At 68.5% G+C, this 23734-nt stretch carries 23 protein-coding genes and 1 tRNA gene; 14 read left to right on the forward strand and 10 right to left on the reverse strand.

The annotated features are described in order from the left end of the window. Window positions 1–144 precede the first annotated feature (144 nt). The 4 genes from ASG45_RS12905 (at window position 145) to pstB (ending at window position 4334) form a co-directional block, all read left to right on the forward strand. Entirely contained in the window at window positions 145–1272 is a 1128-nt protein-coding gene (locus ASG45_RS12905) for a phosphate ABC transporter substrate-binding protein PstS (protein ID WP_055838330.1), read from the forward strand. A gap of 156 nt (window positions 1273–1428) precedes the next feature. Further along, window positions 1429–2448, forward strand: coding sequence for a phosphate ABC transporter permease subunit PstC (pstC, locus tag ASG45_RS12910; RefSeq protein WP_055838334.1), 1020 nt, complete (start codon window positions 1429–1431; stop codon window positions 2446–2448). Beyond that, entirely contained in the window at window positions 2445–3536 is a 1092-nt protein-coding gene (gene pstA / locus ASG45_RS12915) for a phosphate ABC transporter permease PstA (protein ID WP_055838335.1), read from the forward strand. The genes pstC and pstA overlap by 4 nt, the downstream gene beginning before the upstream one ends. A gap of 18 nt (window positions 3537–3554) precedes the next feature. Further along, complete coding sequence (gene pstB, locus ASG45_RS12920; RefSeq protein WP_055838337.1) at window positions 3555–4334, forward strand: phosphate ABC transporter ATP-binding protein PstB; 780 nt, start codon at window positions 3555–3557, stop codon at window positions 4332–4334. An 88-nt stretch (window positions 4335–4422) separates the two neighbouring features. Here pstB and ASG45_RS12925 read toward each other — a convergent pair whose 3' ends face one another. The 4 genes from ASG45_RS12925 to sigK form a co-directional block, all read right to left on the reverse strand. Continuing rightward, the gene (locus tag ASG45_RS12925) at window positions 4423–5307 is read right to left on the reverse strand and encodes an aminodeoxychorismate lyase (protein ID WP_055838340.1); all 885 of its coding nucleotides are present in this window, start codon (window positions 5305–5307) and stop codon (window positions 4423–4425) included. Window positions 5308–5634: 327 nt separating this feature from the next. Next, window positions 5635–6273 carry a hypothetical protein gene (locus ASG45_RS12930; RefSeq protein WP_055838342.1) on the reverse strand — a complete coding sequence of 213 codons (639 nt, stop codon included), beginning with the start codon at window positions 6271–6273 and terminating at the stop codon, window positions 5635–5637. 53 nt (window positions 6274–6326) lie between these two features. After that, window positions 6327–7139 carry an anti-sigma factor gene (locus tag ASG45_RS12935; RefSeq protein ID WP_055838345.1) on the reverse strand — a complete coding sequence of 271 codons (813 nt, stop codon included), beginning with the start codon at window positions 7137–7139 and terminating at the stop codon, window positions 6327–6329. After that, window positions 7136–7726, reverse strand: a complete 591-nt coding sequence (gene sigK / locus ASG45_RS12940) for an ECF RNA polymerase sigma factor SigK (RefSeq protein WP_055839471.1) — start codon at window positions 7724–7726, stop codon at window positions 7136–7138. Before sigK ends, ASG45_RS12935 begins: the two co-directional genes overlap by 4 nt. Window positions 7727–8043: 317 nt before the next feature. Here sigK and ASG45_RS12945 point away from each other — a divergent pair, with 317 nt between their 5' ends. Further along, the gene (locus ASG45_RS12945) at window positions 8044–8718 is read left to right on the forward strand and encodes a fasciclin domain-containing protein (RefSeq protein ID WP_055838347.1); all 675 of its coding nucleotides are present in this window, start codon (window positions 8044–8046) and stop codon (window positions 8716–8718) included. A gap of 109 nt (window positions 8719–8827) precedes the next feature. Here ASG45_RS12945 and ASG45_RS12950 read toward each other — a convergent pair whose 3' ends face one another. After that, window positions 8828–9877, reverse strand: a complete 1050-nt coding sequence (locus ASG45_RS12950) for an ABC transporter substrate-binding protein (RefSeq protein ID WP_235561618.1) — start codon at window positions 9875–9877, stop codon at window positions 8828–8830. A 23-nt stretch (window positions 9878–9900) separates the two neighbouring features. Between ASG45_RS12950 and ASG45_RS12955 the strand changes: the two genes are divergently transcribed. The 3 genes from ASG45_RS12955 to ASG45_RS12965 all read left to right on the forward strand — a co-directional run bounded on the left by ASG45_RS12955 (window position 9901) and on the right by ASG45_RS12965 (window position 12078). After that, on the forward strand, window positions 9901–10950 hold the full coding sequence (locus tag ASG45_RS12955; RefSeq protein WP_200943418.1) for a FecCD family ABC transporter permease: 1050 nt from the start codon (window positions 9901–9903) through the stop codon (window positions 10948–10950). Beyond that, a complete protein-coding gene (locus tag ASG45_RS12960; RefSeq protein WP_162242849.1) occupies window positions 10947–11963 on the forward strand; it encodes a FecCD family ABC transporter permease in 1017 nt (338 codons plus the stop codon). Before ASG45_RS12955 ends, ASG45_RS12960 begins: the two co-directional genes overlap by 4 nt. 39 nt (window positions 11964–12002) lie before the next feature. Further along, a tRNA-Lys gene (locus ASG45_RS12965) sits at window positions 12003–12078 on the forward strand. A 799-nt stretch (window positions 12079–12877) separates the two neighbouring features. Here the strand turns inward: ASG45_RS12965 and ASG45_RS16250 are convergent. From ASG45_RS16250 to ASG45_RS12975, 3 genes are all read right to left on the reverse strand, one after another. Next, window positions 12878–13732, reverse strand: a complete 855-nt coding sequence (locus ASG45_RS16250; RefSeq protein ID WP_156459446.1) for a hypothetical protein — start codon at window positions 13730–13732, stop codon at window positions 12878–12880. Window positions 13733–14085: 353 nt separating this feature from the next. Further along, the gene (locus ASG45_RS12970) at window positions 14086–14997 is read right to left on the reverse strand and encodes an AbaSI family restriction endonuclease (RefSeq protein ID WP_156459447.1); all 912 of its coding nucleotides are present in this window, start codon (window positions 14995–14997) and stop codon (window positions 14086–14088) included. Between the two features lie 131 nt (window positions 14998–15128). Beyond that, a complete protein-coding gene (locus tag ASG45_RS12975; protein WP_055838351.1) occupies window positions 15129–16070 on the reverse strand; it encodes a LysR family transcriptional regulator in 942 nt (313 codons plus the stop codon). Window positions 16071–16188: 118 nt separating this feature from the next. Here ASG45_RS12975 and ASG45_RS12980 point away from each other — a divergent pair, with 118 nt between their 5' ends. From ASG45_RS12980 to ASG45_RS12995, 4 genes are all read left to right on the forward strand, one after another. Beyond that, window positions 16189–17181 carry a putative oxygenase MesX gene (locus tag ASG45_RS12980; protein ID WP_055838354.1) on the forward strand — a complete coding sequence of 331 codons (993 nt, stop codon included), beginning with the start codon at window positions 16189–16191 and terminating at the stop codon, window positions 17179–17181. A gap of 20 nt (window positions 17182–17201) precedes the next feature. Next, complete coding sequence (locus ASG45_RS12985; RefSeq protein ID WP_055838357.1) at window positions 17202–18239, forward strand: methionine synthase; 1038 nt, start codon at window positions 17202–17204, stop codon at window positions 18237–18239. Window positions 18240–18318: 79 nt separating this feature from the next. Then, complete coding sequence (locus ASG45_RS12990) at window positions 18319–19359, forward strand: aldo/keto reductase (protein ID WP_055838360.1); 1041 nt, start codon at window positions 18319–18321, stop codon at window positions 19357–19359. A 96-nt stretch (window positions 19360–19455) separates the two neighbouring features. Next, complete coding sequence (locus ASG45_RS12995; RefSeq protein ID WP_070409513.1) at window positions 19456–19641, forward strand: hypothetical protein; 186 nt, start codon at window positions 19456–19458, stop codon at window positions 19639–19641. Between the two features lie 4 nt (window positions 19642–19645). On the opposite strand, the gene ASG45_RS13000 is transcribed toward ASG45_RS12995, so the two are convergent. Then, window positions 19646–20344, reverse strand: a complete 699-nt coding sequence (locus ASG45_RS13000; RefSeq protein ID WP_055838367.1) for a hypothetical protein — start codon at window positions 20342–20344, stop codon at window positions 19646–19648. A 154-nt stretch (window positions 20345–20498) separates the two neighbouring features. Further along, window positions 20499–20969 carry an Lrp/AsnC family transcriptional regulator gene (locus ASG45_RS13005; protein WP_055838369.1) on the reverse strand — a complete coding sequence of 157 codons (471 nt, stop codon included), beginning with the start codon at window positions 20967–20969 and terminating at the stop codon, window positions 20499–20501. 80 nt (window positions 20970–21049) lie between these two features. On the opposite strand from ASG45_RS13005, the gene ASG45_RS13010 reads away from it, so the two are divergent. Both ASG45_RS13010 and ASG45_RS13015 read left to right on the forward strand, forming a co-directional pair. After that, complete coding sequence (locus ASG45_RS13010) at window positions 21050–22012, forward strand: DMT family transporter (RefSeq protein WP_055838372.1); 963 nt, start codon at window positions 21050–21052, stop codon at window positions 22010–22012. A 42-nt stretch (window positions 22013–22054) separates the two neighbouring features. Next, window positions 22055–23638 (forward strand): molybdopterin-dependent oxidoreductase, encoded by a 1584-nt coding sequence (locus tag ASG45_RS13015; protein ID WP_055838375.1) that lies wholly within the window; start codon window positions 22055–22057, stop codon window positions 23636–23638. The last annotated feature ends 96 nt before the right edge of the window (window positions 23639–23734 follow it).

Consider the following 23734-nt stretch of genomic DNA (forward strand, 5'->3'; position numbering starts at 1 on the left):
AACCCCCAGGAAAACACCCCGGACGGGCCACACCGGTTCACCTCCCGTTCACCCGCGGGGCGCAGTCTCGTAAGAGTCGCTGTTTACCGTTCACGACGAACCCTGCACCGGGTTCCTGTTCCCGACATGCGAAGGATTCACACAGTGAAGCTCTCCCGAATCGCCCAGCTGGGCACCGTGGCCGCCGTGGCCTCTCTGACCCTCGCCGGCTGCGCCGGCCCCTCGAGCTCCGGCGGCGCCGCGGGCTCCTCGGAATCCCCCTCCTCCTCCGACGTGGCGTTCACCATCGACTCCTCGCTCTCGGGCACCATCACCGCCGGTGGCTCGAGCGCCCAGTCCAACGCGCAGGCCGCGTGGACCAGCGCCTACAACGCCCAGGCCAAGGGCGTCACGATCAACTACGACAAGTCGCAGGGCTCCGGCGGTGGCGTCACCAACTTCCTGAGCGGCGCGTACGACTTCGCCGGCTCCGACTCGCCGCTGAACGCCGACCAGACCTCGCAGTCGGTGGCGCTGTGCACCGAGGGCGGCGTGAACATCCCCGTCTACCTCGACGGCGTCGCGATGATCTTCAACATCCCCGGTGTCACCGAGCTGAAGCTCTCGGGCGAGACGATCGCCAAGATCTTCGCGCTGCAGATCACCGACTGGTCCGACCCGGCCATCACCGCCGACAACGGCACCGAGCTCCCCGCCGGCGCCATCACGACCGTCGCGCGTTCGGACGGCTCGGGCACCACGCAGAACTTCACCAACTACCTCGCCGCGACCCAGTCGTCGGTGTGGACCTACCCCGCGGGCAAGGACTGGCCGGTCGAGGGCAACGTGTCGAAGCAGAAGGGCGGCTCCGGCGTCGTCGAGGCCGTCAAGGCGGGCTCGGGCACCATCGGCTACGCCGACCACTCGGCCGTCGGCGACCTCAACTCGGCTGCCGTCATCCAGGACGGCACCGCCGTCGCCTACAGCCCCGAGGCCGTCACCGCGACGTTCGAGGCTGCGGCCGTCGACGCCAGCAACGGCATCGCGGGTGACCTGTCGAAGAAGTTCGACTACTCGAAGCTCACGGCCGAGACGTACCCCATCCCGCTGGTGTCGTACGCCATCACCTGCAGCACGTTCAAGGACGCGAAGCAGTCCGAGCTGGTCAAGTCGTACCTCGGCTTCGTCACGAGCTCGCTCGGCCAGCAGGTCGCGGCCAAGAACGCCGGCTCCGCACCGCTGCCGGACTCGGTCCTCGAGGCTGCCGCCGAGACCCTCTCGGCCATCAAGTAAACATCTGTCGGACTCGGCCCGGCTCGCACCTCTCGTGCGGGTCGGGCCGGGCTGATCGAAGCGATCGATCATCATCGAGCGTTTCGCTGAGCCGAATCCTCACAGAACACCCGACCGAGGAGCACCCCATGACCCGTGCCGAGCGTGAGGTCCCGCGTGACTGACACCGTCGCTGACACCGAGACCGCCCCGTCGTCCCCTCCGCCGCCTCGAGCGAGCATCGTCGGGAAGCGTCGCGTCGGCGACACGGTCTTCCTCGGTCTGTCGACCACGGCTGCCGTGTCGATCATGATCATCCTCGCGGGCGTCGCGATCTTCCTGATCCTGCGTGGGCTTCCGGCCATCACCGCCAACTGGACCCAGGGCGACCTCGCCGGGTACCAGAACGGCACGTGGACCAACTTCTGGGAGTACGTCGGCCCACTGCTGTTCGGCAGCATCTGGGCGGCGCTCATCGCCATGGTCATCGGCACCCCGGTCGCCATCGGCATCGCGCTGTTCATCTCGCACTACGCGCCCCGCAAGATCGCCGGAGCCCTGGGCTACGTCGTCGACCTGCTCGCCGCGGTGCCCTCGATCGTCTTCGGACTGTGGGGCATCATCGTGATGCGCCCGCTGCTGCTGCCGGTGAGCCAGTTCCTCAACGAGTACCTCGGCTGGATCCCGCTGTTCCAGGGCCCCGTGTCGAGCACCGGCTCGACGATGTTCACCGGTGGAGTGGTGCTCGCGGTCATGATCCTCCCGATCGTCACCTCGATCACCCGTGAGATCTTCCTGCAGACCCCGCGCCTGCACGAAGAGGCCGCCCTCGCCCTCGGCGCGACGCGCTGGGAGATGATCCGCCTCGCGGTGTTCCCCTACGCCCGCAGCGGCATGGTCTCGGCCACCCTGCTCGGCCTCGGCCGCGCGCTGGGTGAGACCATGGCCATCGCGCTCATCATCTCGCCGAGCCTCATCTACTCGGTGCTGCTGCTGACCGACGGCTACAACTCGCAGACCATCGCCGCCAACATCGCCCTGAACTTCCCCATCGCGACCGACCTGCAGCGCTCCGCGCTGATCGGCACGGGCCTGATGCTGTTCGTCGTCTCGCTCGCGGTCAACATGTTCGCGCGCTACATCGTCGCCGCGACGGGCCCGGGGGCCAAGGGTCGCAAGAAGGGAAAGCGCTCGTGACCGCCTCCGTCACCCCCGCGGCCTCGACCCCCCTGGCGCTGACCAGCGGCCGGCTCCCGCGTTACATCGAGCCCGCGCTGCTCGCCGGTGTCGCCGTCGTCGTCGCCGCGATGCAGCTGCTCATGGGCGGCTTCAACATCGCGACCTGGCTGATCCTGACCGCCGTGCTGTACCTGATCGCCATCGGCGTCGGCTCCAGCATCGTCGAGAACCGCCGCAAAGCGGTCGACCGGGTCGTGCGCGGCCTCGTCACCGTGGCCTTCCTTCTCGCCGTGGCGCCGCTCATCTCGACCCTCTACACCGTGGTGTCGAAGGGCCTCGCGGTGGTCAACCTGCAGTTCATCACGCAGGTGGGAGGCACCGCCTTCGACCCGAACACCCTCGAGGTCGTCGCGACCCCCGGTGCCTGGCAGGCCGTCACCGGAACGCTGATCATCACGGGGATCGCGGCCCTCATCTCGGTGCCCATCGGCATCCTGGCCGCGGTCTACCTCGTCGAGTACGCACAGCCGAACAACCCGCTCCGCCGCGCGATCACGTTCCTCGTCGACGTGATGACCGGTATCCCCTCGATCGTCGCCGGTCTGTTCGCGTTCTCGCTGTTCAGCCTCGTCGTCGGTCCGAAGGCCTTCAGCGGCTTCTCGGCATCCATCGCCCTCTGCGTGCTGATGATCCCCATCGTCATCCGCTCCACCGAGGAGATGCTGCGTCTGGTGCCGGCCGATCTGCGCGAGGCGTCGCTCGCCCTGGGCGTGCCGCGCTCGGCCACGATCATCAAGGTCGTGCTGCGCACTGCCGCCAGCGGCATCATCACCGGTGTCGTGCTGGCCGTGGCCCGCGTGGTGGGTGAAACGGCGCCGATCTTCATCGCGGCGAGCTTCACCGACAACTTCAACGCCAACCCGTTCGACGGTCCCATGCAGACCCTCCCCGTCATGGCCTACACCGCGTACAGCTTCCCCGGCCAAGACATCGACGCCTCTCAGGCCCAGGCCTGGGGCGCGGCGTTCCTGCTGGTCGTCCTCGTCGTCATCTTCAACCTGATCGCCCGGATCGTCGCGGCCGTGTTCGCGCCGAAGGCGCGCTGAGCTAGGAAAGGCACTCCCGTGTCCAAGAGCATCGAGGTCCAGGACCTCAACGTCTACTACAGCGACTTCCTCGCGGTCGAGGGCGTCTCGATCGACATCGAGCCGCGTTCGGTCACCGCCTTCATCGGCCCCTCGGGCTGCGGCAAGTCCACGTTCCTGCGCACCCTGAACCGCATGCACGAGGTGATCCCCGGCGGCCACGTCAAGGGCCGCGTGCTCATCGACGGCGACGACCTCTACGGTCCCGGTGTCGATCCCGTGCTCGTGCGTCGTCACGTCGGCATGGTGTTCCAGCGCCCCAACCCGTTCCCGACGATGTCGATCCGTGAGAACGTCCTGGCCGGCGCCAAGCTCAACGACAAGCGCATGTCGAAGAGCGACGCCGACGCCCTCGTCGAGAAGTCCCTGCAGGGCGCCAACCTGTGGAACGAGGTCAAGGACCGCCTCGAGAAGCCCGGCGGCGGACTCTCGGGTGGTCAGCAGCAGCGTCTGTGCATCGCCCGCGCGATCGCGGTCTCGCCCGACGTGCTGCTGATGGACGAGCCCTGCTCGGCGCTCGACCCCATCTCGACCTTCGCGATCGAGGAGCTCATCTCGGAGCTCAAGAACGAGTACACGATCGTCATCGTCACGCACAACATGCAGCAGGCGTCGCGCGTGAGCGACAAGACGGCGTTCTTCAACATCGCCGGAACCGGCAAGCCCGGCAAGCTCATCGAGTACAACGACACGTCGGCGATCTTCACCGCGCCGACCGTGCAGGCCACGGAAGACTACGTCTCCGGCCGCTTCGGGTAAGCGCCAGAACGACGAAGGCCCCGCTTCAGCGGGGCCTTCGTCGTTTCCGAGCCGGGGCGGGCCGGTCGCGCGGGCTGGGCGCGTGAGCTCAGTCGCGCGGGCTCAGCAGGTACGCGTTGAGGTCGGCGGTGAGCTCCCGGTCCACCGTCTTCGGACGACCGTCGACGGCCGACACGGGCGCGGCGAGACGCACGCTCGACAGCAGCCACGCGGCATCCGCATCTTCGAGGTCGTCGAGCAGGACGGTCTCGTACGAGGTCGAGAACCCCCGCGACTCCAGGTGGGAGAACAGGCTCAGCTGCGTCGTCCCGTGCAGGATGCCGGCCTGCGGCTCGGGGGTGACGAACCGGTCGCCCACGCGCAACAGGACGGATGCCGTGGGCGCCTCGAGCACGACCCCGTCGTTCGTGACGAAGACGGCGTCGTCGGCCCCGCGGCGCTGGGCCTCGCGGATCGCGGCCATGTTCACCGCGTACGACAGGGTCTTGGCCCCCAGCAGCAACCACGGGGCACGGGCGGGGACGTCGGCCGGGTAGCCCCGGTCGAGGGTGGCGATGCGTACGCCGTCGCGTCGGGCACGGACGTTGTCGGGGGCCGTGGCGAGGGTGATCCACGCGGTCGGCGACGCGCCGGACTCCACGCCGCGGCTGAGGATGAGCTTGATGACGCTCTCGCCGGCGCCGGCCTCGGCGGCGACGCGCTCGATCGCGGCCCGCCACTGCGCCGGATTCGGCGTGGGAAGGTCGCACAGCCCCGCAGACCGGGCCAGGCGTTCGAGGTGGGGCCCCACCTCTTGCGGGTGACCGTCGACGACGCCGAGCGATTCGAAGACCCCGTCGCCCCGTTGCGCGCTGAGCTCACCGAGCGGCAGCACGGGAGCGTTCGGGTCCACCGTGTGCAGCGTGTCGGAGAAATCCTCCCGCTGATCGTCGGATGCCACGGGGTCGATCACGAGAGCGAAACGCCAAGCCATGCAGCGAGCCTAGGGCCGCCGAGGCAACACGCCCGGGGCTTGTCAACGGGTCGCGCGGAGGGAATGTCTTCGGCCGACCCTTGTTACACTCTTCTAGCCGGGCCGCAGTAACCCCGGGCTCCATCTTTTGCCGCTCTGAGCGGCCATGCGCCGAGAGGCGTTCTGCGGTCCGGCACTTATCTTTTCTGCGGCAGACGTCGCGTCGCAGGCTCGAGAGGCATTGCCCTCGTCTGCGCGGCACTCTTCTCGTCGTCCGGCGCCGGCGGAACGCGGGCGGCACCACGATCCACCGCCGCAGGCCCGACGGGTCGCGTCATCCGCTCCGACTCAGGCGAGCGCGTCGCGGCGCCAGAGCGCGGCGGAGGCCGACAGATCGTCGGCGTACGTCGCCAGGCGCAACGCGCGGGTGGTGAGCGCCGTCGCGCGCTCCGACTCGGTGTTCTCGTAGTCATCGGCCAGGTGACTCGACCCCGAGGCCTGCACACGACAGAAGGCCGCCGCGCGATCGAGCGCCACGGCGAAGTCCCCCTCGAAGAGGCCCCGCAGGATCGTGTCGATCAGCTGCACGAGTTCTTCCGGTCCGGCGGGGGCCGGCGCGCCCGCCACGACGGGGTCGACCGTGGCGATCTCGGTGCGTCCGCGCTCGTAGAGAAGAGCCGCGGTCGCGGCGTCGTCGTGGATCATCAACTGCAACAGGTACAGGCGCCAGAGCGCGCCCGGAAGCGACTTCGCCGGGGAACGCGACCACAGCTCCGCGATGTCGTCGATCCCGTTGTCGTCGGTGAAGGCGACCAGTCGCTCGACGACGTCGACGGTGGGGTCTGCCCGCACTCTCGACAGCAGGGCCTGCGCGGTGCTGTGCGCGACGCGCGACACCTCGGCGGGGTCCTCCGCCGCGAACAGGCGGTCGAACAGCTCAGCGGGCCGTCGCACGGGCTTGTGGAACTCGCGTGAGGAATCGCTCATCGTTCCAGGCTAGGGCGTCGACCCTCACCGTGGGCCGAGAGCGAGACCCGGGCTCAGGCCGTCGCGACGGCGACGACGGCGTCGGTGCTGGGCGTTCCGTCGGGCGAACCGCCCGCCGGCTCGATCGTGACGGCGATGACGTCGCCCTCGTGCATCTGGCCCTCGAGAACCGCGGTCGCCGAGCCATCGGCATCCGGCTCGAAGGTTCCGGCGGCGATCGGGGTGCCCTCGCGCACGAACCACAGCTCGTACGTCTTGTCGGACGGAAGCGCGGGCATGCCGTCGGAGACCAGCACGCTGCGTCCGGTCGACGCCGACCAATGGGCGGTCGCGACGGTGCCGTCGGGCATGGTGGCCGTGGCCGAGCGGGCGTCGGGCGATCCTTCGATCTGCTCCAGGGCGACGACGGCGGCCGGGGGTGCCATCAGCTGACCCACGCTCACGGCGCCGAAGCCGAGAGCGAGAACAGCGGCGAACGACGCAGCCAGGGTGAACCACCGGCGACGGCCCCAGCCGGATGCCGAGGCGACGGAACCAGTCGATACGGGCTCACGCTCCGTCACGACAGGGGTGAGGCCCGCTGCGGCGAAGTCCTCGTCGTCGAGCGGGGCGGGGGTCGCCGCAGCGGGGGAATCGTCTTGGGGAAGATCGGAGATGCGGGCGAACAATGACGCACGCACGGAAGCAGGCGGCTCGACGGGCTCGATGGTTTCGCTGATCGCGGCCACGGCATCGGCGGCAGATCGAACGTGGGAGTCCCAGTGCGGATTACCCGCCAGAGCCTCCTGGTACGCGCGCTCATCTGCTGCCGAGAGCGCGTTCAGCGCGTGCCCGGCAGCGAGGTCGGCGAAGTCCCTCTCGTTCACTTGTCCACCCCCATTTCCATCCTCAAGCGTGACAATCCGTCGCGCATCCTCGTCTTGATCGTTCCGAGCGGCGCCCCGACGAGAGTAGCGATCTCACTCTGGCTGTATCCACCGAAGTAGGCCAGGGTGAGGGCTTCTTTCTGCGCTTCGGGAAGCGCCGCCAGTGCATCGACGACGCGTCGCCCCTCGATCTTCATCTCGACTTTTTCAGAGACGTTGTCATAGGCAACGTCCATATCGCGGAACCCCGCGCGTACGTCACGATCGGCACTGGACTGCGACGACCGCACGCGGTCCACCGCTCTCCGATGGGCGATCGTGAGAACCCACGACCTTCCTTGGCCTCTATTCGGAGTGAACCGCGCGGCGGATTGCCAGATCTCGAGGAACACTTCCTGCAACACCTCTTCGCTCTGCGAGCGGTCGACGAGCACGCGCAGGATGAGGCCGAAGGCACGGGCCGACAGGACGTCGTACAGCTCAGCGAAGGCGAGGCGATCGCCCGTCGCGACGCGCTGCAGCAGCGCCCCGACCTGATCGACAGGCTCCGTCCCGTCGTCGGGAAGGTCGAAACCGTCGATCACCATGGCCTCCATCATTCCTTACGCATACAGAGACCCCCGTACGCGCGCGCGCGAGCCGCGCAGCTCGGCGGGGCCGGCCCGCGATCCTCGGGCCGATCGAACTCGGATCAAAAAGATTCTGAAGAATATTTACGAGCCTCTGACCTGGGATTTTCCCGCCACCGGATGCCGAAATCCGACCTAGATCGCAACAATCCGCAATCCGATCCCCCGGGGGTCCCGAAGACCCTGTGTAAGCCGCTCCACGGTGAACCGCCCCTCGCACCGGGGTGTCCCTGACGGGTCGCAGACGCGATCCGAATGATTCTCGGAGGAATGTCATGCTCATCAACAAGAAGCCCGTCGTTGCTGGTCTCGCCCTCGTTCTGGGCTCGGCCTTCGCACTCACCGCCTGCTCCGGCGGCGCCACCACCTCGGGCGGCACCACTGAGGAGAGCATGGCTCCCTCGATGGCCGCCTCGCCCTCCGCTTCGGCGTCGTCGTCGATGATGGACCCGGCCGCCAACCTCGTCGGTGCCGGCTGTGCCGACTACGCCGCCGCCGTTCCCTCGGGCTCCGGCTCGGTCGCCGGCATGGCTGCTGACCCGGTCGCGGTCGCCGCCTCGAACAACCCGCTGCTCACCACGCTCACCGCGGCGGTCAGCGGCCAGCTGAACCCCGACGTGAACCTGGTCGACACGCTCAACGGCAGCGAGTTCACCGTCTTCGCTCCGGTCGACGACGCGTTCGCCAAGATCGACGCCGCCACCATCGACGGCCTCAAGACCGACTCGGCCACGCTGACCAAGATCCTCACGTACCACGTGGTCCCCGGCCAGATCACCCCCGACGAGATCGACGGCACCCACACCACGGTCGAGGGCCAGGATGTCACGGTCGCCGGTTCGGGCGACGCGATCACGGTCAACGGCTCGGCCAACGTCATCTGCGGTGGCGTCCAGACCGCCAACGCCACGGTGTACCTCATCGACTCGGTGCTGATGCCCCCGATGTAATTCTCGACTGCGCGGTCTCCGCGCACTCGATCGGTCGATCACCGACCGAAGTAGACGGCGAGCGCCGGACCCCAGGCGAGGGGGTCCGGCGCTCGCTTTCGTTCGTGGGTCAGTCGTCGATCGCGCGGACGATCTCGTCCTGCACCAGACGCGCCGCGACCGGACCCGCATTCATGAACCAGGGGTCGAAATCAACGGCCACGGTGTGCCCATCGGCGACCGCTTTCAGGGTCGGCCACAGCGGCGCGTCCTCGATGAAGGCCAGCCCCTGGCCGGTTCCCGCGTAGAACAGGCGATCGGCGTCGGCGAGGTCGATCTGTTCGGCGCTGATCTCTTGCGACGTCTCGTCGAACTGCTGCGACGCCGGCCGCCCCAGCCCCAGATCCTCGGCGATGCCACCCGCGAACGACGGCACCCCCATGATGCGGGTGCGGTCGCCCGTCGACTGCAGGAACGACACGGTCGGCTCCCCCTCCGGGTGCGTCTGCGCGAACGCCGCGCTGTCGGCGTGCAGAGAGTCGAGGATGCCCCGCGCCGCGCCCTCGTCGCCGAGGGCGTCGGCGATGAGCAGGAAGTCGCTCTTCCAGTTGACGCCGTTGCCCTTGGTGACGACGGTCGGAGCGATGGCCGCGAGCGCGTCGTACAGCTCTGCGCCGCGCGTGGAGTTGATGAGGATGAGATCGGGGGCCGCCTGTGCGATGGCCTCGAGGTCGGGCTCGGTGCGCTGGCCGATGTCGGTCATGGCGCTGAGGGCCGCGGCATCCTGAGTGAAGGCGTCGACGAGGTACTGCGGCACGAGCCCGCTGTTCTCGGCGCGCGTCGCGACGGTGGGGACCTCGCCGAGGGCGAGGAGTGCGTCGAGCTGACCGGTCGACACGACGGCGATGCGCGTCGGCGCGGCGGGGATCTCGGTCGCCCCCTCAAAGTGCGTCACCGTGCGCGGGAAGACGCCGTCTGGCTCGGTCGAGCCCATACCGGGTTCGAGGTCGCGCGCCACGACCCATTCGCCGGTGGAACCGGCTTCGGCGTCGACGGTCGACGCGGGGGCGGGCGAGCCCGCGCAGCCGGCGAGGGCGAGCACGGCCGTCACGCCGATGACAGCACCGAGGCGACGAGGACGAAAACGGGTGCGGAAGGACGGGGAACGAAAAACAGTCACGGAGTGAGGGTATCCTTACCTTCGTGCCTGACCTCGCCACCGTCACTCCCCCGACGGCGGTCACCCGACTCGTCACCCGTCACCGGGCCGCGCGAATGAGCCTGGTGATTCTGACCGTCGCGATGGTGGTGGCAGTCATCGTGCTCACCGTCGCCAGTCTCGCCGTCGGGTCGCGCGCGCTCGCCCCCGCCGACGTCATCGCCGCCCTGTTCTCGGACCGGCGAGATGCCGCGGGCGTGATCGTGCACGAGCTCCGTGTTCCGCGCACGCTCACCGCCCTGCTGGCCGGTGCGTGCCTCGGGGTGGCGGGTGTGCTCATGCAGGCGGTCACCCGTAATCCCCTCGCCGATCCGGGTTTGTTGGGCGTCAACGCGGGAGCGGCCGTCGGGGTGGTCGTGGCGATCGCGTTCTTCGGCGTGGGGACGGCGAGCGGATACGTCTGGTTCGCCTTCGCGGGAGCCGCGTCGGCGGCCCTGCTGGTGAACGCCGCCGCCCGTCCCGGTCGCCGCGGCGACACCGTCGGACTGATCCTGGCCGGAGTCGCGCTGAGTGCGTGTCTCGGCGCGGTCGTGCGCATCATCACGCTCGCCGACGACGACACGTTCGAGTCGTTCCGGTTCTGGGCCGTCGGCTCGTTCGAGCGGCGCGATGCGGACGTGGCGGCGCAGGTGCTCCCGTTCGCGATCGCGGGCCTGATCCTGACCCTCGTGATCGCGCGGGGACTCGACCAGCTGCGCCTAGGCACCGACCTGGCCCGCTCGCTCGGAACCTCGCCCGCCCTGACGATCGTCGGCGCGGGCGCGGCCATCACCCTGCTCTGTGCCGCCGCGACCTCGGCCGCGGGGCCGCTGGCCTTCATCGGCCTGATCGTCGCCCACATCGTGCGCCGCACCGTCGGCGGCGACGTGCGCTCGACGATCGTCCTCGCCGCCCTGTCGGGTGCGGCGCTCACCCTCGCGAGCGATGTGATCGGACGCGTCATCGCGATACCGGGCGAGGTCGAAGCCGGGATCGTCGCGGCGTTCGTCGGGGCGCCGCTGCTGCTCTGGCTCGTCGTTCGGAGGGCGTCGTGATCGCCGCATCCCACCCGCCGAGCCGCACACTCCCCCGGCGGCGCCGCCGCGCGACGCTCGTGGTCGGCGTGACGATCGCGATCGCCGTCCTCGCGGCGATCGCCGGCCTGACGACGGGTTCCTTCGACACCTCATTGAGCGACGTGGCATCCGCCCTGATGGGGACGGCCGACGGGCGCACCACCGTCGTCGTCATGGGGATGCGCGTGCCGCGCATGCTCGCCGCCCTCGCGATCGGCGCGGCGCTGGGCCTGGCCGGCGCGGTCTTCCAGACCCTGGCACGCAACCCGCTCGCGAGCCCCGACATCATCGGGTTCAGCGCGGGCTCGGCCACCGGCGCCCTCGTCGGGCTCACACTCATTGCGCCCACCGCAGCGCCCGCGGCGGGCGCGTGGATCGGCGGCATTTTGACGGTCGTCGTCGTCATGGCGATCGCGCGCAGCGTCGGCGTCTCGCGCGAGCGGACCATCCTCGCCGGCATCGCGCTGAGCACCCTGCTGGCGGCCGTGAACGACTACCTGCTCACCCGCGCACCGATCGAGATCGCCCGCAACGCCGACCAGTGGCTGCACGGCAGCCTCGTCGCGACCACGCTCACCGACGTGGCCCTGCTCGTCGGGGCCCTCGGGGTCTTGGGCTTCGTCCTCGTCCTGGTGCACCGCGACTTCCGCACACTGGAGCTCGGCGACGACACCGCCCGCTCGTTGGGCGTTCGCATCGGGCGCCTGCGGCTGCTGCTCGTCGTGGTCGCGGCTCTTCTGACCGGAACCGCCACCGCCGTCGCCGGTCCCATCGGCTTCATCGCCCTCGCCGCCCCGCAGCTCGCGCGCCGCACCATGGGCACGAGCGGGATCCCCCTGGGGGGATCGGCGGTCACGGGCGCCACGGTGCTGCTCGTCGCCGACGTCATCGCCCAGCGGGCGCTGGCACCACTGCAGATCCCCGTCGGATTGCTGACGGCCGTCGTCGGAGGCGCCTACCTGTTCTGGATCGTGGCGCGAACGCGTCGGTGAGCACGAGCTCGTCATCGCGCCCGGTAAGCTGGACGACGAGGGCCTCTAGCTCAGTCGGTAGAGCATCGGACTTTTAATCCGCGGGTCGTGGGTTCGAGCCCCACGGGGCCCACCACTTCGTTGTTACTCGAAAAATCGCCCACAGCGATGTTTACGGAACTCGCTGCCTCGGCCGCTGTTGTATCCCCGCCCCTGTCCCCAGGGGCGGTTTTCGTTGGGTTCTCGTACGACTTCCCCGCCGCCATCAGCATGTCGAACGGCTCGTTGAACTCCACGTCCGTGATCTCGTTTGAGTAGACGTAGATGCGTGAGAAGACCGCCTGATTCAGCATCCGCCGCTAACTTCGCCCAGGGCAAGCTGGCCATCCGGGCGCAGAGTGGAGTGCTTGAACTGACGTACCTCTAGGGAGCTAATGGCTTCGCCGGCGGGCCCGTAGAACTCAAGGAGGTCTATTACCTCAGCACCGTCTGGCTCTTCGTCAGTCGGGAGTTATCCCAGTCCTTCGATCGAAACCAGCCGGAGATTGGACGCGGGGCTCAGTAGTTGTAGGGCACGAGATGCTGCCCAGGTGTAATGGAATCTGTCGCCATCGCGTGATGCGCGCACGCGTCCTGTTGAGCTTGAGCTGCTTCGACCGGGAGCCCCTTTCCCGGGAGCCATTTCTCAGTGCTCCACGTCCACCCGAGGGCGCCAGCTCGGCCCTGACGACGAGGGATGACGTCAAGACTTCGGTGACATCACGTGATGTAACCCTCCTACTGTGACTCGGTCACCTACTGTTCTGGCGCTGCCTATTCTGGCTCGTCAGCCCACCAGCATTCTCAGGCGACACCCCTCCTAGGATCGATGGCTCAGACCTACGCTGTCCGACCCCGGCAGGACATGACCGCTGAGGGATCGCGGTCCAGGGCGGCTACGTGATACGAAATCCGGTCGAGGTTACCTCTACGGTCCTTGGACCTCCCGCAGATATGTAGCGGGAGAGCGCCTCCTTGCCGACTCGAATCACACCTGACCGTTCGTTGGCACCTTCAGTTCTTGGGTCCCACGAGACGTCGAAGGTTTCATTGCCGAGTTCAACCTCGATGCGAGTCTTGGCGGTCGGGAAGATCGACTTCGATTCGCGCGGAACACGGATTTGTCCTCGATCGAGGTCGCCCGACGTGATGTTCTGCGTGCGCCGCGTGGCGCCGTCTGGCGTAGGCAGTCGGGAGTCGCGGAGCGCGGGGAGGGTGGGAAGGGTGGCTGACGTAAGTTTGTCGGGTGTGACGGGTACCCGGTCGTGGGCGCCCCGAGTGCGTGCTTCTTTGACGCCGCGCAGGCCGTGCGCTTTACGGCGCCCGGCGGGAAAGATGAAGTTGGCGAATGGCAGCGGTGCCGACGTATCAATGAGCGTTCTTGCCACGTTTGCAGGCACTCCAGAGACGAATCGACGAATCATGGCCTTCTCTGTGGCGTCGGGATCCTGCGTAGCGCCGTAGTGCACCCACAGTGTGGAAGGGTCCAGCATCTTCACCGGCCATCCTCCGGCATGTGGCGCTCGCGCGCCGATCACGGTGCGGTAGTACTGCTCAACCCGATGCTCAGTGCTTGTCCCGGCGAGGCCGACGTAAACAATGGACTCTCCGCTCGGCCACATGCTCCGCAGTCGACCGGCCAAAAGCTCCGGTGTCGCCGTGCGCTTGTCGACGGTTGCTTCGGGCCTAGCCGCGAGCAGCGCATCGATCGCAGCGAGGTTGAGCGGGGGCTTCTCGGGGCCATTCGACACGTCGGGGTCTCTACTCGTGGATACGACGTATACCCCGGGCAGTGCCAGCGACACCGGGTCGCCCCACGCGACGACGCCTGCGTACGGCACTCCGGCGTGCTCGAACAGCTCATGAACCGTTGTCATCGTGATCCCCCAAGTGGCCCTGAGCAGGGAGCATATCCTTGACCGCCGACACGGGTCGCAGACATGTAGGACCGCAGGTGGGGAGCGCAGCGGCTCAGCCTCCCCGCACTCCATATTCAGGTCGATTGCGCGAAGCGCCGACGCATCTCATGGGCCACTCGCACGCAATGCACCTCAACCGCGCAGCGCCCGCATACGGATCGCGGGTGATCGGACGGGGCGATCCTTCAGTTGCTCGCCGGCAGCATGATTTCGGTGGCGACGCGGGTGAAAGTGGTGGTGTCACCTTCCTGCGACGTGATCCGGAAGACACCCAGGAATCGGTAATAGACCGAACCGAACACGGGGTCACGGAACCTGGCGAACACGATTCGCTCGACGTCTTCGTACGTGCCCGTGGCCCAATCGCCCAGTCGCCGCTCAACGATCGTTCGCCCACCGGCGAGGAGGCGGTTGTCCCAGTCTGTGCGTCGGGGCGAACCTTCCTGCGCGAGGTGTGGCATCCATACTTGCCGCCCGTCCTCGAGGCCGAGGGTAGCTCGCTGCCAGTGCTTATGCTGATGCCCGAACAATCGTGTGACGTGGTGCATGCGCTGCATCTGCGCCTCGTCGTCGATCGTCAACCGACCGCGGGCGATCCAGTGCTCGGGATCGTGGCGGGAGCCGTAAGAGAACGGAGCGAACGTGTCCGTCGACACCGCCGTCTGCTTTCGACGCCGAATATCTTCGATGAAGCCGTCTACACTGCGGCGGAACTCGTCCCGCGTGTGCAGTGACCCGATACCGAGCCTGACGAATTCGAGTGATGTGAGGTCGAGGACGCGTTGCTCGCGCGCCTTGTCCCCATCTTTGCCCTGGGCTGAGAAGTGGTGCAGCTCGTCGACTTCGACGGCGATGCCGAACTGTGGCAGGTACAGGTCCAACAGCGCGAGACCTTCGCTGGTGTGAACGGCCTGCTGTGTGACGAGCTCGATTTCGGGGTCGTCAAGTCGGTGCAGGATGCGACTGATCGCATAGACCTCATGTTTCTTCGTTTGGATCTTCTGAAGCATCCGTGCGTAGTAGTCCAGTTCCGATGGGGCGACGTGGGGCGATCGCTTTCGCTTCGGCTTCTGCATCGCACCCAGATCCGTGTTCACTGCTCTCCCTGCTTCGCCGTGTCGGCCGCCCGCCGACTATCGTCCAAACCTACTCACCGAGCTTCCGTTGCTCGGACTCTGACGGTCAGCGCCGCACCCGACAGCGGGCGGGAGACATGGCATCCGCTCCCCTACCCGAGTACCTCCACGCCGAACCCCGCCACCACGTCGCGCACCTCGGCGAGGTACCGCTGCGCCTGCTCGGTGAGGGGGATCGCGGTGCGGCCGATCCAGCCGATCTCGATGTGCTCGTCGACGTCGAGGGGCACGGCGACGATCTCGGGGTCGAGGTCGTCGCTGATGATGCCGGTCGAGATCGTGTAGCCGTCGAGACCGATCATGAGGTTGAAGATCGTGGCGCGGTCCGAGACGCGGATCTCCTGGGCGCTCGACAGCGTCGAGAGGATCTCCTCGGCGAAGTAGAAGGAGTTGTTCGCCCCCTGGTCGAAGGTCAGGCGCGGCAGGGCGACGAGGTCGTCGAGGGTGGCGCGCGTGCGCCGGGCGAGCGGGTTGCGTCGCGAGACGAAGATGTGCGGCTCGGCGACGAACAGCGGGTGGAACGCGAGCCCCGAGTCGCGCAGCAGCTTGTCGAGCACGTTGCGATTGAAGTCGTTGCGGAACAGGATGCCGAGTTCGCTGCGCAGCGTGCGGACGTCTTCGATGATGTCGAAGGTGCGGGTCTCGCGCAGCGAGAACTCGTACTCCGCCGCGTTCGTGCCCTTCACCATGCGCACGAACGCGTCGACCGCGAACGAGTAGTGCTGGGTCGAGACCCCGAGCAGGCGCCGCGAGGGCGGCCGGCCCAGGTACCGCTGCTCGAGCAGCTCCGCCTGCTCGACGACCTGCCGCGCGTAGCCGAGGAACTCCACGCCGTCGACGGTGAGGGTGACCCCGCGCGCGGAACGCGTGAGCAGATCGCGTCCCACCCGGTGCTCGAGGTCTTTCATCGCGGCCGACATGGTCGGCTGCGCGACGAACAGGATGTCGGCCGCGGCGGTGATCGATCCCTCGGCGGCGACCTCGATGAAGTACTGGAGCTGTTGCAGGGTGATGCCGCTCGTGCGCTTGGCCATAGCCCCAGGCTATAGGCGTGCATAGCTGAGCGGAATTACCCGATGACCGCGGCATCCGAGCACGATGGAATCACCGACATCCCCGAGGCCCGTGCCTCTCGGCCCCGATTGGCTTCTTATGGCGAACGACATCACGTTCAGCATCAGCACCACCCGTTTCGACGAGGACTACGCCCCGGCCGACACCTCGCGCGTCACGACGAACTTCGCCAACCTCGCGCGGGGAGAGCACCGGCAGCAGAACCTGCGCAACGCCCTCTCGATGATCGACCGCCGCTTCAACGACCTCGCGAGCGACGACAACCCCACCGGCGACCGGTACCGCGTCGAGCTCGACATCGTCTCGGTGCAGCTGCAGTTCACCGACGGCGCTGACGACGAGCACATCCCCGTGATCGAGGTGCTCGACGTGCACGTCGTCGACACCGTCACCGGCGAGCGCCATCGAGGGATCGTCGGCAACAACTTCTCGTCGTACCTGCGCGACTACGACTTCAGCGTGGTCCTGCCCGCGGCCAATGCGAGCGGCTACGGGTTCACGGTGCCCGACGATTTCGGCATCCTGCACGGAAAGCTCTTCCAGCACTTCCTCGACTCCGACGCCTATCGCGAGCGCTTCCCCCAGTCGCCCGTGATCTGCATCAGCGTGTCGACGAGCCGTACCTACCGCCGTACGGGCGTGGTGCACCCCGTGCTGGGCATCGAGTACGAGCAGGACTCGTTCTCGATGACCGACGAATACTTCGCCAAGATGGGCCTGCAGGCGCGCTACTTCATGCCGCGGGGCAGCGTGGCGCCGTTCGCGTTCTACTTCCACGGCGACCTGCTGGGCGACTACACCGACCTGCAGCTGATCGGCACCATCAGCACGATGGAGACCTTCCAGAAGATCTACCGCCCCGAGGTCTACAACGCCGTCACCCCCGCCGGCGCGGTCTACCGTCCGACGCTCGACCAGCCCGACTTCGTGCGCACCGGCATCGACTACGACCGCGAAGAGCGCAGCCAGCTCGCCGTCACGCAGGGGCGCTACGCCGAGGAGCACTTCGTGAAGCCCCACCGCCTCGTTCTCGACCAGTGGGCCGCCGCCTACGCCGCCCCCGTCCGATGACCCGCGAAGGATCCACCCCCGTGCCCACCCTTCTTCCCACCTCCACCGTCGGCAGCCTTCCCAAGCCTGCGTGGCTCGCGAAGCCCGAGGTGCTGTGGTCGCCGTGGGAGCTCGAGGGCGAGATCCTCGTCGAGGGCAAGCACGATGCCCTGCGCTCCGCGGTGCAGGAGCAGGAGCGACGCGGGATCGACATCATCAGCGACGGCGAGCAGACGCGTCAGCACTTCGTCACGACGTTCATCGAGAACCTCGACGGCGTCGACTTCGAGAACCGCGAGACGGTCCGCATCCGTAACCGGTACGACGCGAGCGTTCCGACCGTGGTCGGCGCCGTGAGCCGCCGGGGCCCCGTGTTCGTCGACGACGCCGCTTTCCTGCGCACGCAGACCGATCAGCCGATCAAGTGGGCACTGCCGGGGCCCATGACGATGATCGACACGCTCTCGGACCGCTACTACGGCAGCCGCGAGAAGCTGGCGTGGGAGTTCGCGACCATCCTCAACCAGGAGGCGCGCGAGCTCGAAGCGGCGGGGGTCGACATCATCCAGTTCGACGAGCCCGCCTTCAACGTCTTCTTCGACGAGATGAAGGACTGGGGAGTCGCCGCGCTCGAACGCGCAGCCGAAGGCCTGCGCGCCGAGACGGCCGTGCACATCTGCTACGGCTACGGCATCAAGGCCAACACCGACTGGAAGGCCACCCTCGGATCGGAGTGGCGGCAGTACGAGGAGTCGTTCCCGCTGTTGCAGCAGTCGTCGATCGACATCGTGTCGCTGGAGAGCCACCGCTCGAACGTGCCGATCGATCTCATCGAGTTGATCCGCGGCAAGAAGATCATGCTCGGGGCGCTGGACGTCGCCAGCGAGCGGATCGAGACCCCCGAAGAGGTCGCCGACACCCTCCGGCGCGCACTGGAGTTCGTCGACGCCGACAAGCTCATCCCGAGCTCCAACTGCGGCATGGCTCCGCTTCCGCGCGGTGTCGCCTTCGACAAGCTCAGCGCGCTGTCGGCCGGGGCGGCCCTGCTGCGCGACGAGCTGTCCGGCACCGCCGCCTGAGTCCCGGACGGCGGATGCCACGCGGGCGGCGTGGGCGTGGCAGAGTCGGATCACACCGCTTTTCGTTCCGAGGAGAACCATGCCCATCGCCGCCGATGACCCCCGCCTGTCCTCCCCGTTCGAGGCGGCACCCACCCGCTACGACGACGTGCCCTTCGCCCGCGCCGGGGCCAGCGGCATCCCCCTTCCCCGCATCTCGCTCGGACTGTGGCAGAACTTCGGCAGCGGACGCACGCTCGACACGCAGCGCGAGATCCTGCGCCACGCGGTCGACCGCGGCGTCGTGCACATCGATCTCGCCAACAACTACGGCCCGCCCTACGGCGCCGCCGAGACCACCTTCGGCACGGTGCTCGACACCGACCTGCGCCGGTACCGCGACGAGCTCTTCGTCTCGACGAAGGCGGGCTACGACATGTGGCCCGGCCCGTACGGTGACGGCGGCTCGCGCAAGTACCTGATCCGCTCGCTCGAGCAGAGCCTCACGCGCATGCGCACCGACTACGTCGACGTCTTCTACTCGCACCGCGTCGACCCCGAGACCCCGATCGAAGAGACCGTCGGAGCGCTCGCCGACATCGTCCGCAGCGGCAAGGCGCTGTACGCGGGCATCTCGAACTACCCCGCCGACCTCACGCGGCGCGCGCACGAGCTGCTCGCCGCCGAGGGCGTGCGCCTGTTCATCCACCAGCCGCGGTACTCGCTGTTCGACCGCACGCCCGAGGCCGAGCTGTTCCCGGTGCTGCGCGAACTCTCGGTCGGCAGCGCCGTCTTCTCGCCCCTCGCCCAAGGACTGCTGACGGCGAAGTACCTCGACGGCACGGTGCCCGCCGACTCGCGCGCCGCCGACAGCCGCTTCCTCGACCAGTCCGCCCTGACCGACGACTACCTCCGCCGTATCCGCGGGATCGACGGCGTCGCGCGCGAGGCCGGCCTGTCGATCCCCCAGCTCGCCGTGGCGTGGGTGCTGCGCGACCCGGTGGTCACGACGGCGATCATCGGCGCCTCGCGCACGAGCCAGATCGACGACGCGGTCGCCGCGAGCAAGGTCACGCTGACCGACGACGTCATCGCCGCCCTCGAGCCGTTCGCCGCGGCGGCGGGCGGATCGCTGCGCTGACCCTCACCCACATCGGCGGGCGTTGCGCAACCGCCGCGGTATCCGGCATCCGTTCGCGTTGAGTGGGAACCCCACGACGCAGAACGAGGAGTGACCATGGGTGTCGGACGTTGGATCGGAACCGGAGCGGTGGGACTCGCGGGCGCTGTGCTCGCGCGGACGGCGATCGGTCGTGCCGCTGCGGCGGGGACCGTCGCCTACCGGGTCTGGAAGGACCCGAAGGTGCAGAAGATCCGCCGCAAGGTGCAGGCGAAGCTGCTCAAGCAGCGCAACGCGCGCTGAGAGCTCAGCGCCCCGGAAAGACCCCGAGCACGAGGCAGGCCACGCCCGCCACCGCGAGCACGGCCGCGTAGACCCACCGGTGATCCATATCGATCAGGTGCGAGTAGATGCGGTTCACCCGTGCCGCGGTGGTGGGGAAGTGGATCCACGCCGTGGCCAGCAGCACGAACGGCGCGGCGAGCGCCAGGAGGAACACCGCGTAGGCCAGCCACCGCAGCAGAGGGTGGTCGCTGACGCCGTCGGCGACCCGCCCGGTCATGTACATGATCGGCAGCGTCGTGAATCCGATGACCGAGCAGCTGACGCCGAGCACGTAGTAGCTCCACGAGTGCGCGCGGGCCTGGAGCGGTCTGCGAGCGGCGGAACGCACCGGAACGCGGAGCTTCCACCACGCCACCGCGACCGCACCGAGCAGGAACAGCGTCCCGGCGATCAGGTCTACCCGCCGGTCGAGCACCGCCTCGGTCGTGCTGCGCTCGGCCGCCGCGACGAACTCGGTGGGGTCGAAGCTCTGCAGCAGCAGGTACAGGATCGTCGCCCCGGTCGCCAGGCCCCCGACCATCCACCCCATCCGCGCCGGGACGCGGGTGTTCTGGGCGAGCATGTCGGCGGTCGCCCCGTACAGAGCCGGGTTGATCCCGAGGGTGAGCCCCAGTCCGACCATCGTCGTCAGAGCCGCGGCCCAGCGGGCGAGGTCGTCCACGTCGCGGGTTCCTTTCGCACGAACGGATCCCGGATGCCGTGACCACGGGTCATCTCATCGTATCGACGCGCGATCCGTCGGCACCGCCCTGCTCGCCGGGCGATCGGTCGCGGCGAGACGCCATGGTCCCCGCACCCGGCGGAACGGGCTCCGCTCACCGGGCGTCGAGCGGCAACGCCGACACGGGCTTGGTGACCCCGAACGCGAACGTCGTGTCGATCGAGGCCAGTGAGGGGATCGCGCGGAGGTGTTCGCGCAGCAGTCGCTCGTACGCGTCGAAGCTCGACGTGACGATGCGCACGAGGTAGTCCCAGTCTCCGGCGAGCAGGTGCGCCTCGACGATGTGCGGAATGGCGCGCAGGCGCTCCTCGACGGCGTCGACCGTCGCTCCTTCGTGCGAGGCGAGGCGCAGGCGCACGAACGCGGTGATGGGGAGGTCGACGGCGCGGGGCGACACGACGGCGCGATAGCCCTCGATGATGCCCGCCTGCTCCAGCTGGCGCACGCGCCGCAGACAGGGCGAGGGCGACAGCCCGACGCGGTCGGCGAGCTCCTGGTTCGTCAGACGGGCGTCCTGCTGGAGCTCGCGCAGAATGAGGTGATCGATGCGGTCGAGCGAGTGCATGCAGCAGATTCTGCCAATCCACGTCACTGTTCGGCAATATTCGCAATCGGCTGCGGCGCGGTGCTCCCTACCGTCGAGGGGTGACGACGTTCGCCCTCCCCCGCCCTTCCGTGCTGTCGCCCCGCGTCGCCGTCGGCACCGCTGCCCTCGCGGCGGTCGTGGCGCTGTGGTCGGCGTTCGCCCTGTCGACGCGCGCCCTCGACGGCGCCGGGCTGACGATGGCCGACGCCGCGGTCGTGCGTTTCGCCGTTCCCGGCCTGCTGCTCACCCCGTGGATCCCGCGGACCCTCCGCATCCTGCGCACCGAACGTCCCGCCGTCGTCGCGCTCGTGCTGCTGGCCGGCCTTCCGCACTTCCTGATCTTCGCGTGGGGCGCGCACCTCACCTCGGCGGCGCTCACCGGGCTGCTCGTGCCCGGTACCGTGCCGCTCTTCGTCGCCGTCCTGCTCTTCCTCCGTCATCGCGCCGCCGTCTCGCGCCGACGCCTGCTCGCGCTCGGGGCGATCGTCGCGGGCATCGCCGCCGCCGCGGCCCTCACCGGCGACAGCGCGAGCGTCGGCGGCGTCGCCGTGCTCGTGGGCGCGGGCTTCGTCTGGGCCGTCTACACGCTCGGTCTCGCCCGGACGCGGCTCGATCCGCTCGGTGTGATCGTCCTCGTCTCACTCAGCTCCACGCTCGCCGCCGTCGTACTCATCGCAACGGGCGCGATGCCCTCGCACCTGCTGGCCGGCACCGCCGACCTCGCGAGCCTGGGTACCTACGCCCTCGTGCAGGGCATCGGTACCGGACTGCTCTCGACCGCGTGCTACGTCGTCGCGGTGAAGAACCTCGGCAGCAGCATCACCGCGACAGCCGGAGCCCTGAGCCCGGTCCTCACCGCCCTCGTCGCGGTCCCGCTGTTGCACGAGCCGCTGACGGTGGGCCTCGCCGTGGCGCTCGCGCTGATCGTCACGGGAGTCGTCGTCTTCACCTCGGCGCCCCGACGCGCCGCTCGGCCGCTCGACGCGGCATCCGTTTCGCCCGCCGCTCCGAACAGAGTGTGAGGCGTAACCGCGCGTGCGTGGGGAGCAGGAACGAGGGATGCCATGTCGACCGACACCGCGGTGAAGAACTCCACCCCGACGAAGGCCCGGAAGCGGCACGCGTGGCCGTGGGCCGCGTTCGCCGGCATCGTGTCGGCGGCGGTCCTACTCGCCGTCGCCGAGCTGCTCGCCGCCCTCTTCGCGCGGTCGGCGAGCCCGATCCTCGCGGTCGGTTCCGTCATCGTCGACATCGTGCCCCGACCGCTCAAGGAGCTCGCGATCACGCTGTTCGGCGAGACCGACAAGATCGCCCTCCTGGCCGGCGTCGGACTCGGTGCCGCTGTCGCCGCGGCCATCGCCGGCATCCTGCAGTACCGCCTGCGCCCCGCCGGCGCCGTGGTGCTCGCCATCGGCGGCGTCCTCGCCACCGTCGCCATCCTCACCCGCACGGGAGCCGGCGCCCTCGCCTGGCTGCCCCCCGTGATCGGTACCGCCGCCGGCGTGTTCGTGCTGATGTTCTCGACCACCAAGCTGCGCCGCTGGATGACCGCTGCCGCGGCCGACGCCGACACGCGCGGCACCGATCGACGCGGCTTCCTGCTGTTCACCGGCCTCACCGCCGTGGGCGCGGTGGTCGTCGGCGTGGGTGCCCGCGTGCTCAACGCGACCAGCTCGTCGGTGGCCGCCGCGCGCGACGCCCTGCGCCTGCCCACGGCCCGCACCACCGTCACCGTCCCCGAGGGCGCGAACTGGGAGCTCCCGGGCCTCAGCCCGATCATCACGCCCAACGCCGACTTCTACCGCGTCGACACCGCCCTGACCGTTCCGAACGTCGACCCGACCACCTGGCGCCTGTCGATCGAGGGGATGGTGGACACACCGATCGAGCTCAGCTTCGACGACCTGGTCAACATGGGTCTCGATGAGTACGGCGTGACCCTGACCTGCGTGTCGAACGAGGTCGGCGGCGGTCTGGTCGGCAATGCCATCTGGACCGGCGTGCCGATCCGCGACATCCTGCGGATGGCGGGGGTGCAGTCCGGGGCCGACATGGTGCTCTCCGAAAGTGTCGACGGGTACACGGCATCCACTCCCCTGGGCTCGCTGACCGACGACAACCTGGATGCCATCTTCGCCGTCGCCATGAACGGAGAACCCCTCCCGTTCGAACACGGCTTCCCCGTGCGCATGGTCGTCCCGGGTCTCTACGGCTACGTGTCGGCGACGAAGTGGGTCACCAAGCTCACCGTCACCCGTTTCGACCAGGTCGAGGCCTACTGGACCCCCCGCGGTTACTCGGCCGAAGCCCCCATCAAGATGTCGTCGCGGGTGGACACCCCGAAGATCGGTACGCCGGTCACCGCCGGTGCGATCACCGTGGCCGGTATGGCGTGGGCGCAGCCGATCGGCGTGGCCACGGTCGAGGTGAGCATCGACAACGGCGAGTGGCAGCCGACCACCCTGTCGACGCCCATCAACGATCAGTCGTGGGTGCAGTGGAAGTACGACTGGACCGCCGAGAAGGGCACGCACTACATCGCCGTGCGGGCGACGGACAAGCAGGGCAACGTGCAGATCGAGGACGCGGCCCCCATCGCGCCGAACGGCTCCAGCGGATGGCAGCGCACCCTCGTCACCGTGTCGTGACGGTTTCGGAGGCGTAATGATCTTGTCAATCTCTGTCGCGGGGTCGCCGCGTCGGGGATGATCGGAGAATGCCTTCAGCAAGCATCCCGAGCCGCT

Origin of the sequence: Microbacterium sp. Leaf436 (assembly GCF_001424715.1) — a bacterium.
Lineage (GTDB): Bacteria > Actinomycetota > Actinomycetes > Actinomycetales > Microbacteriaceae > Microbacterium.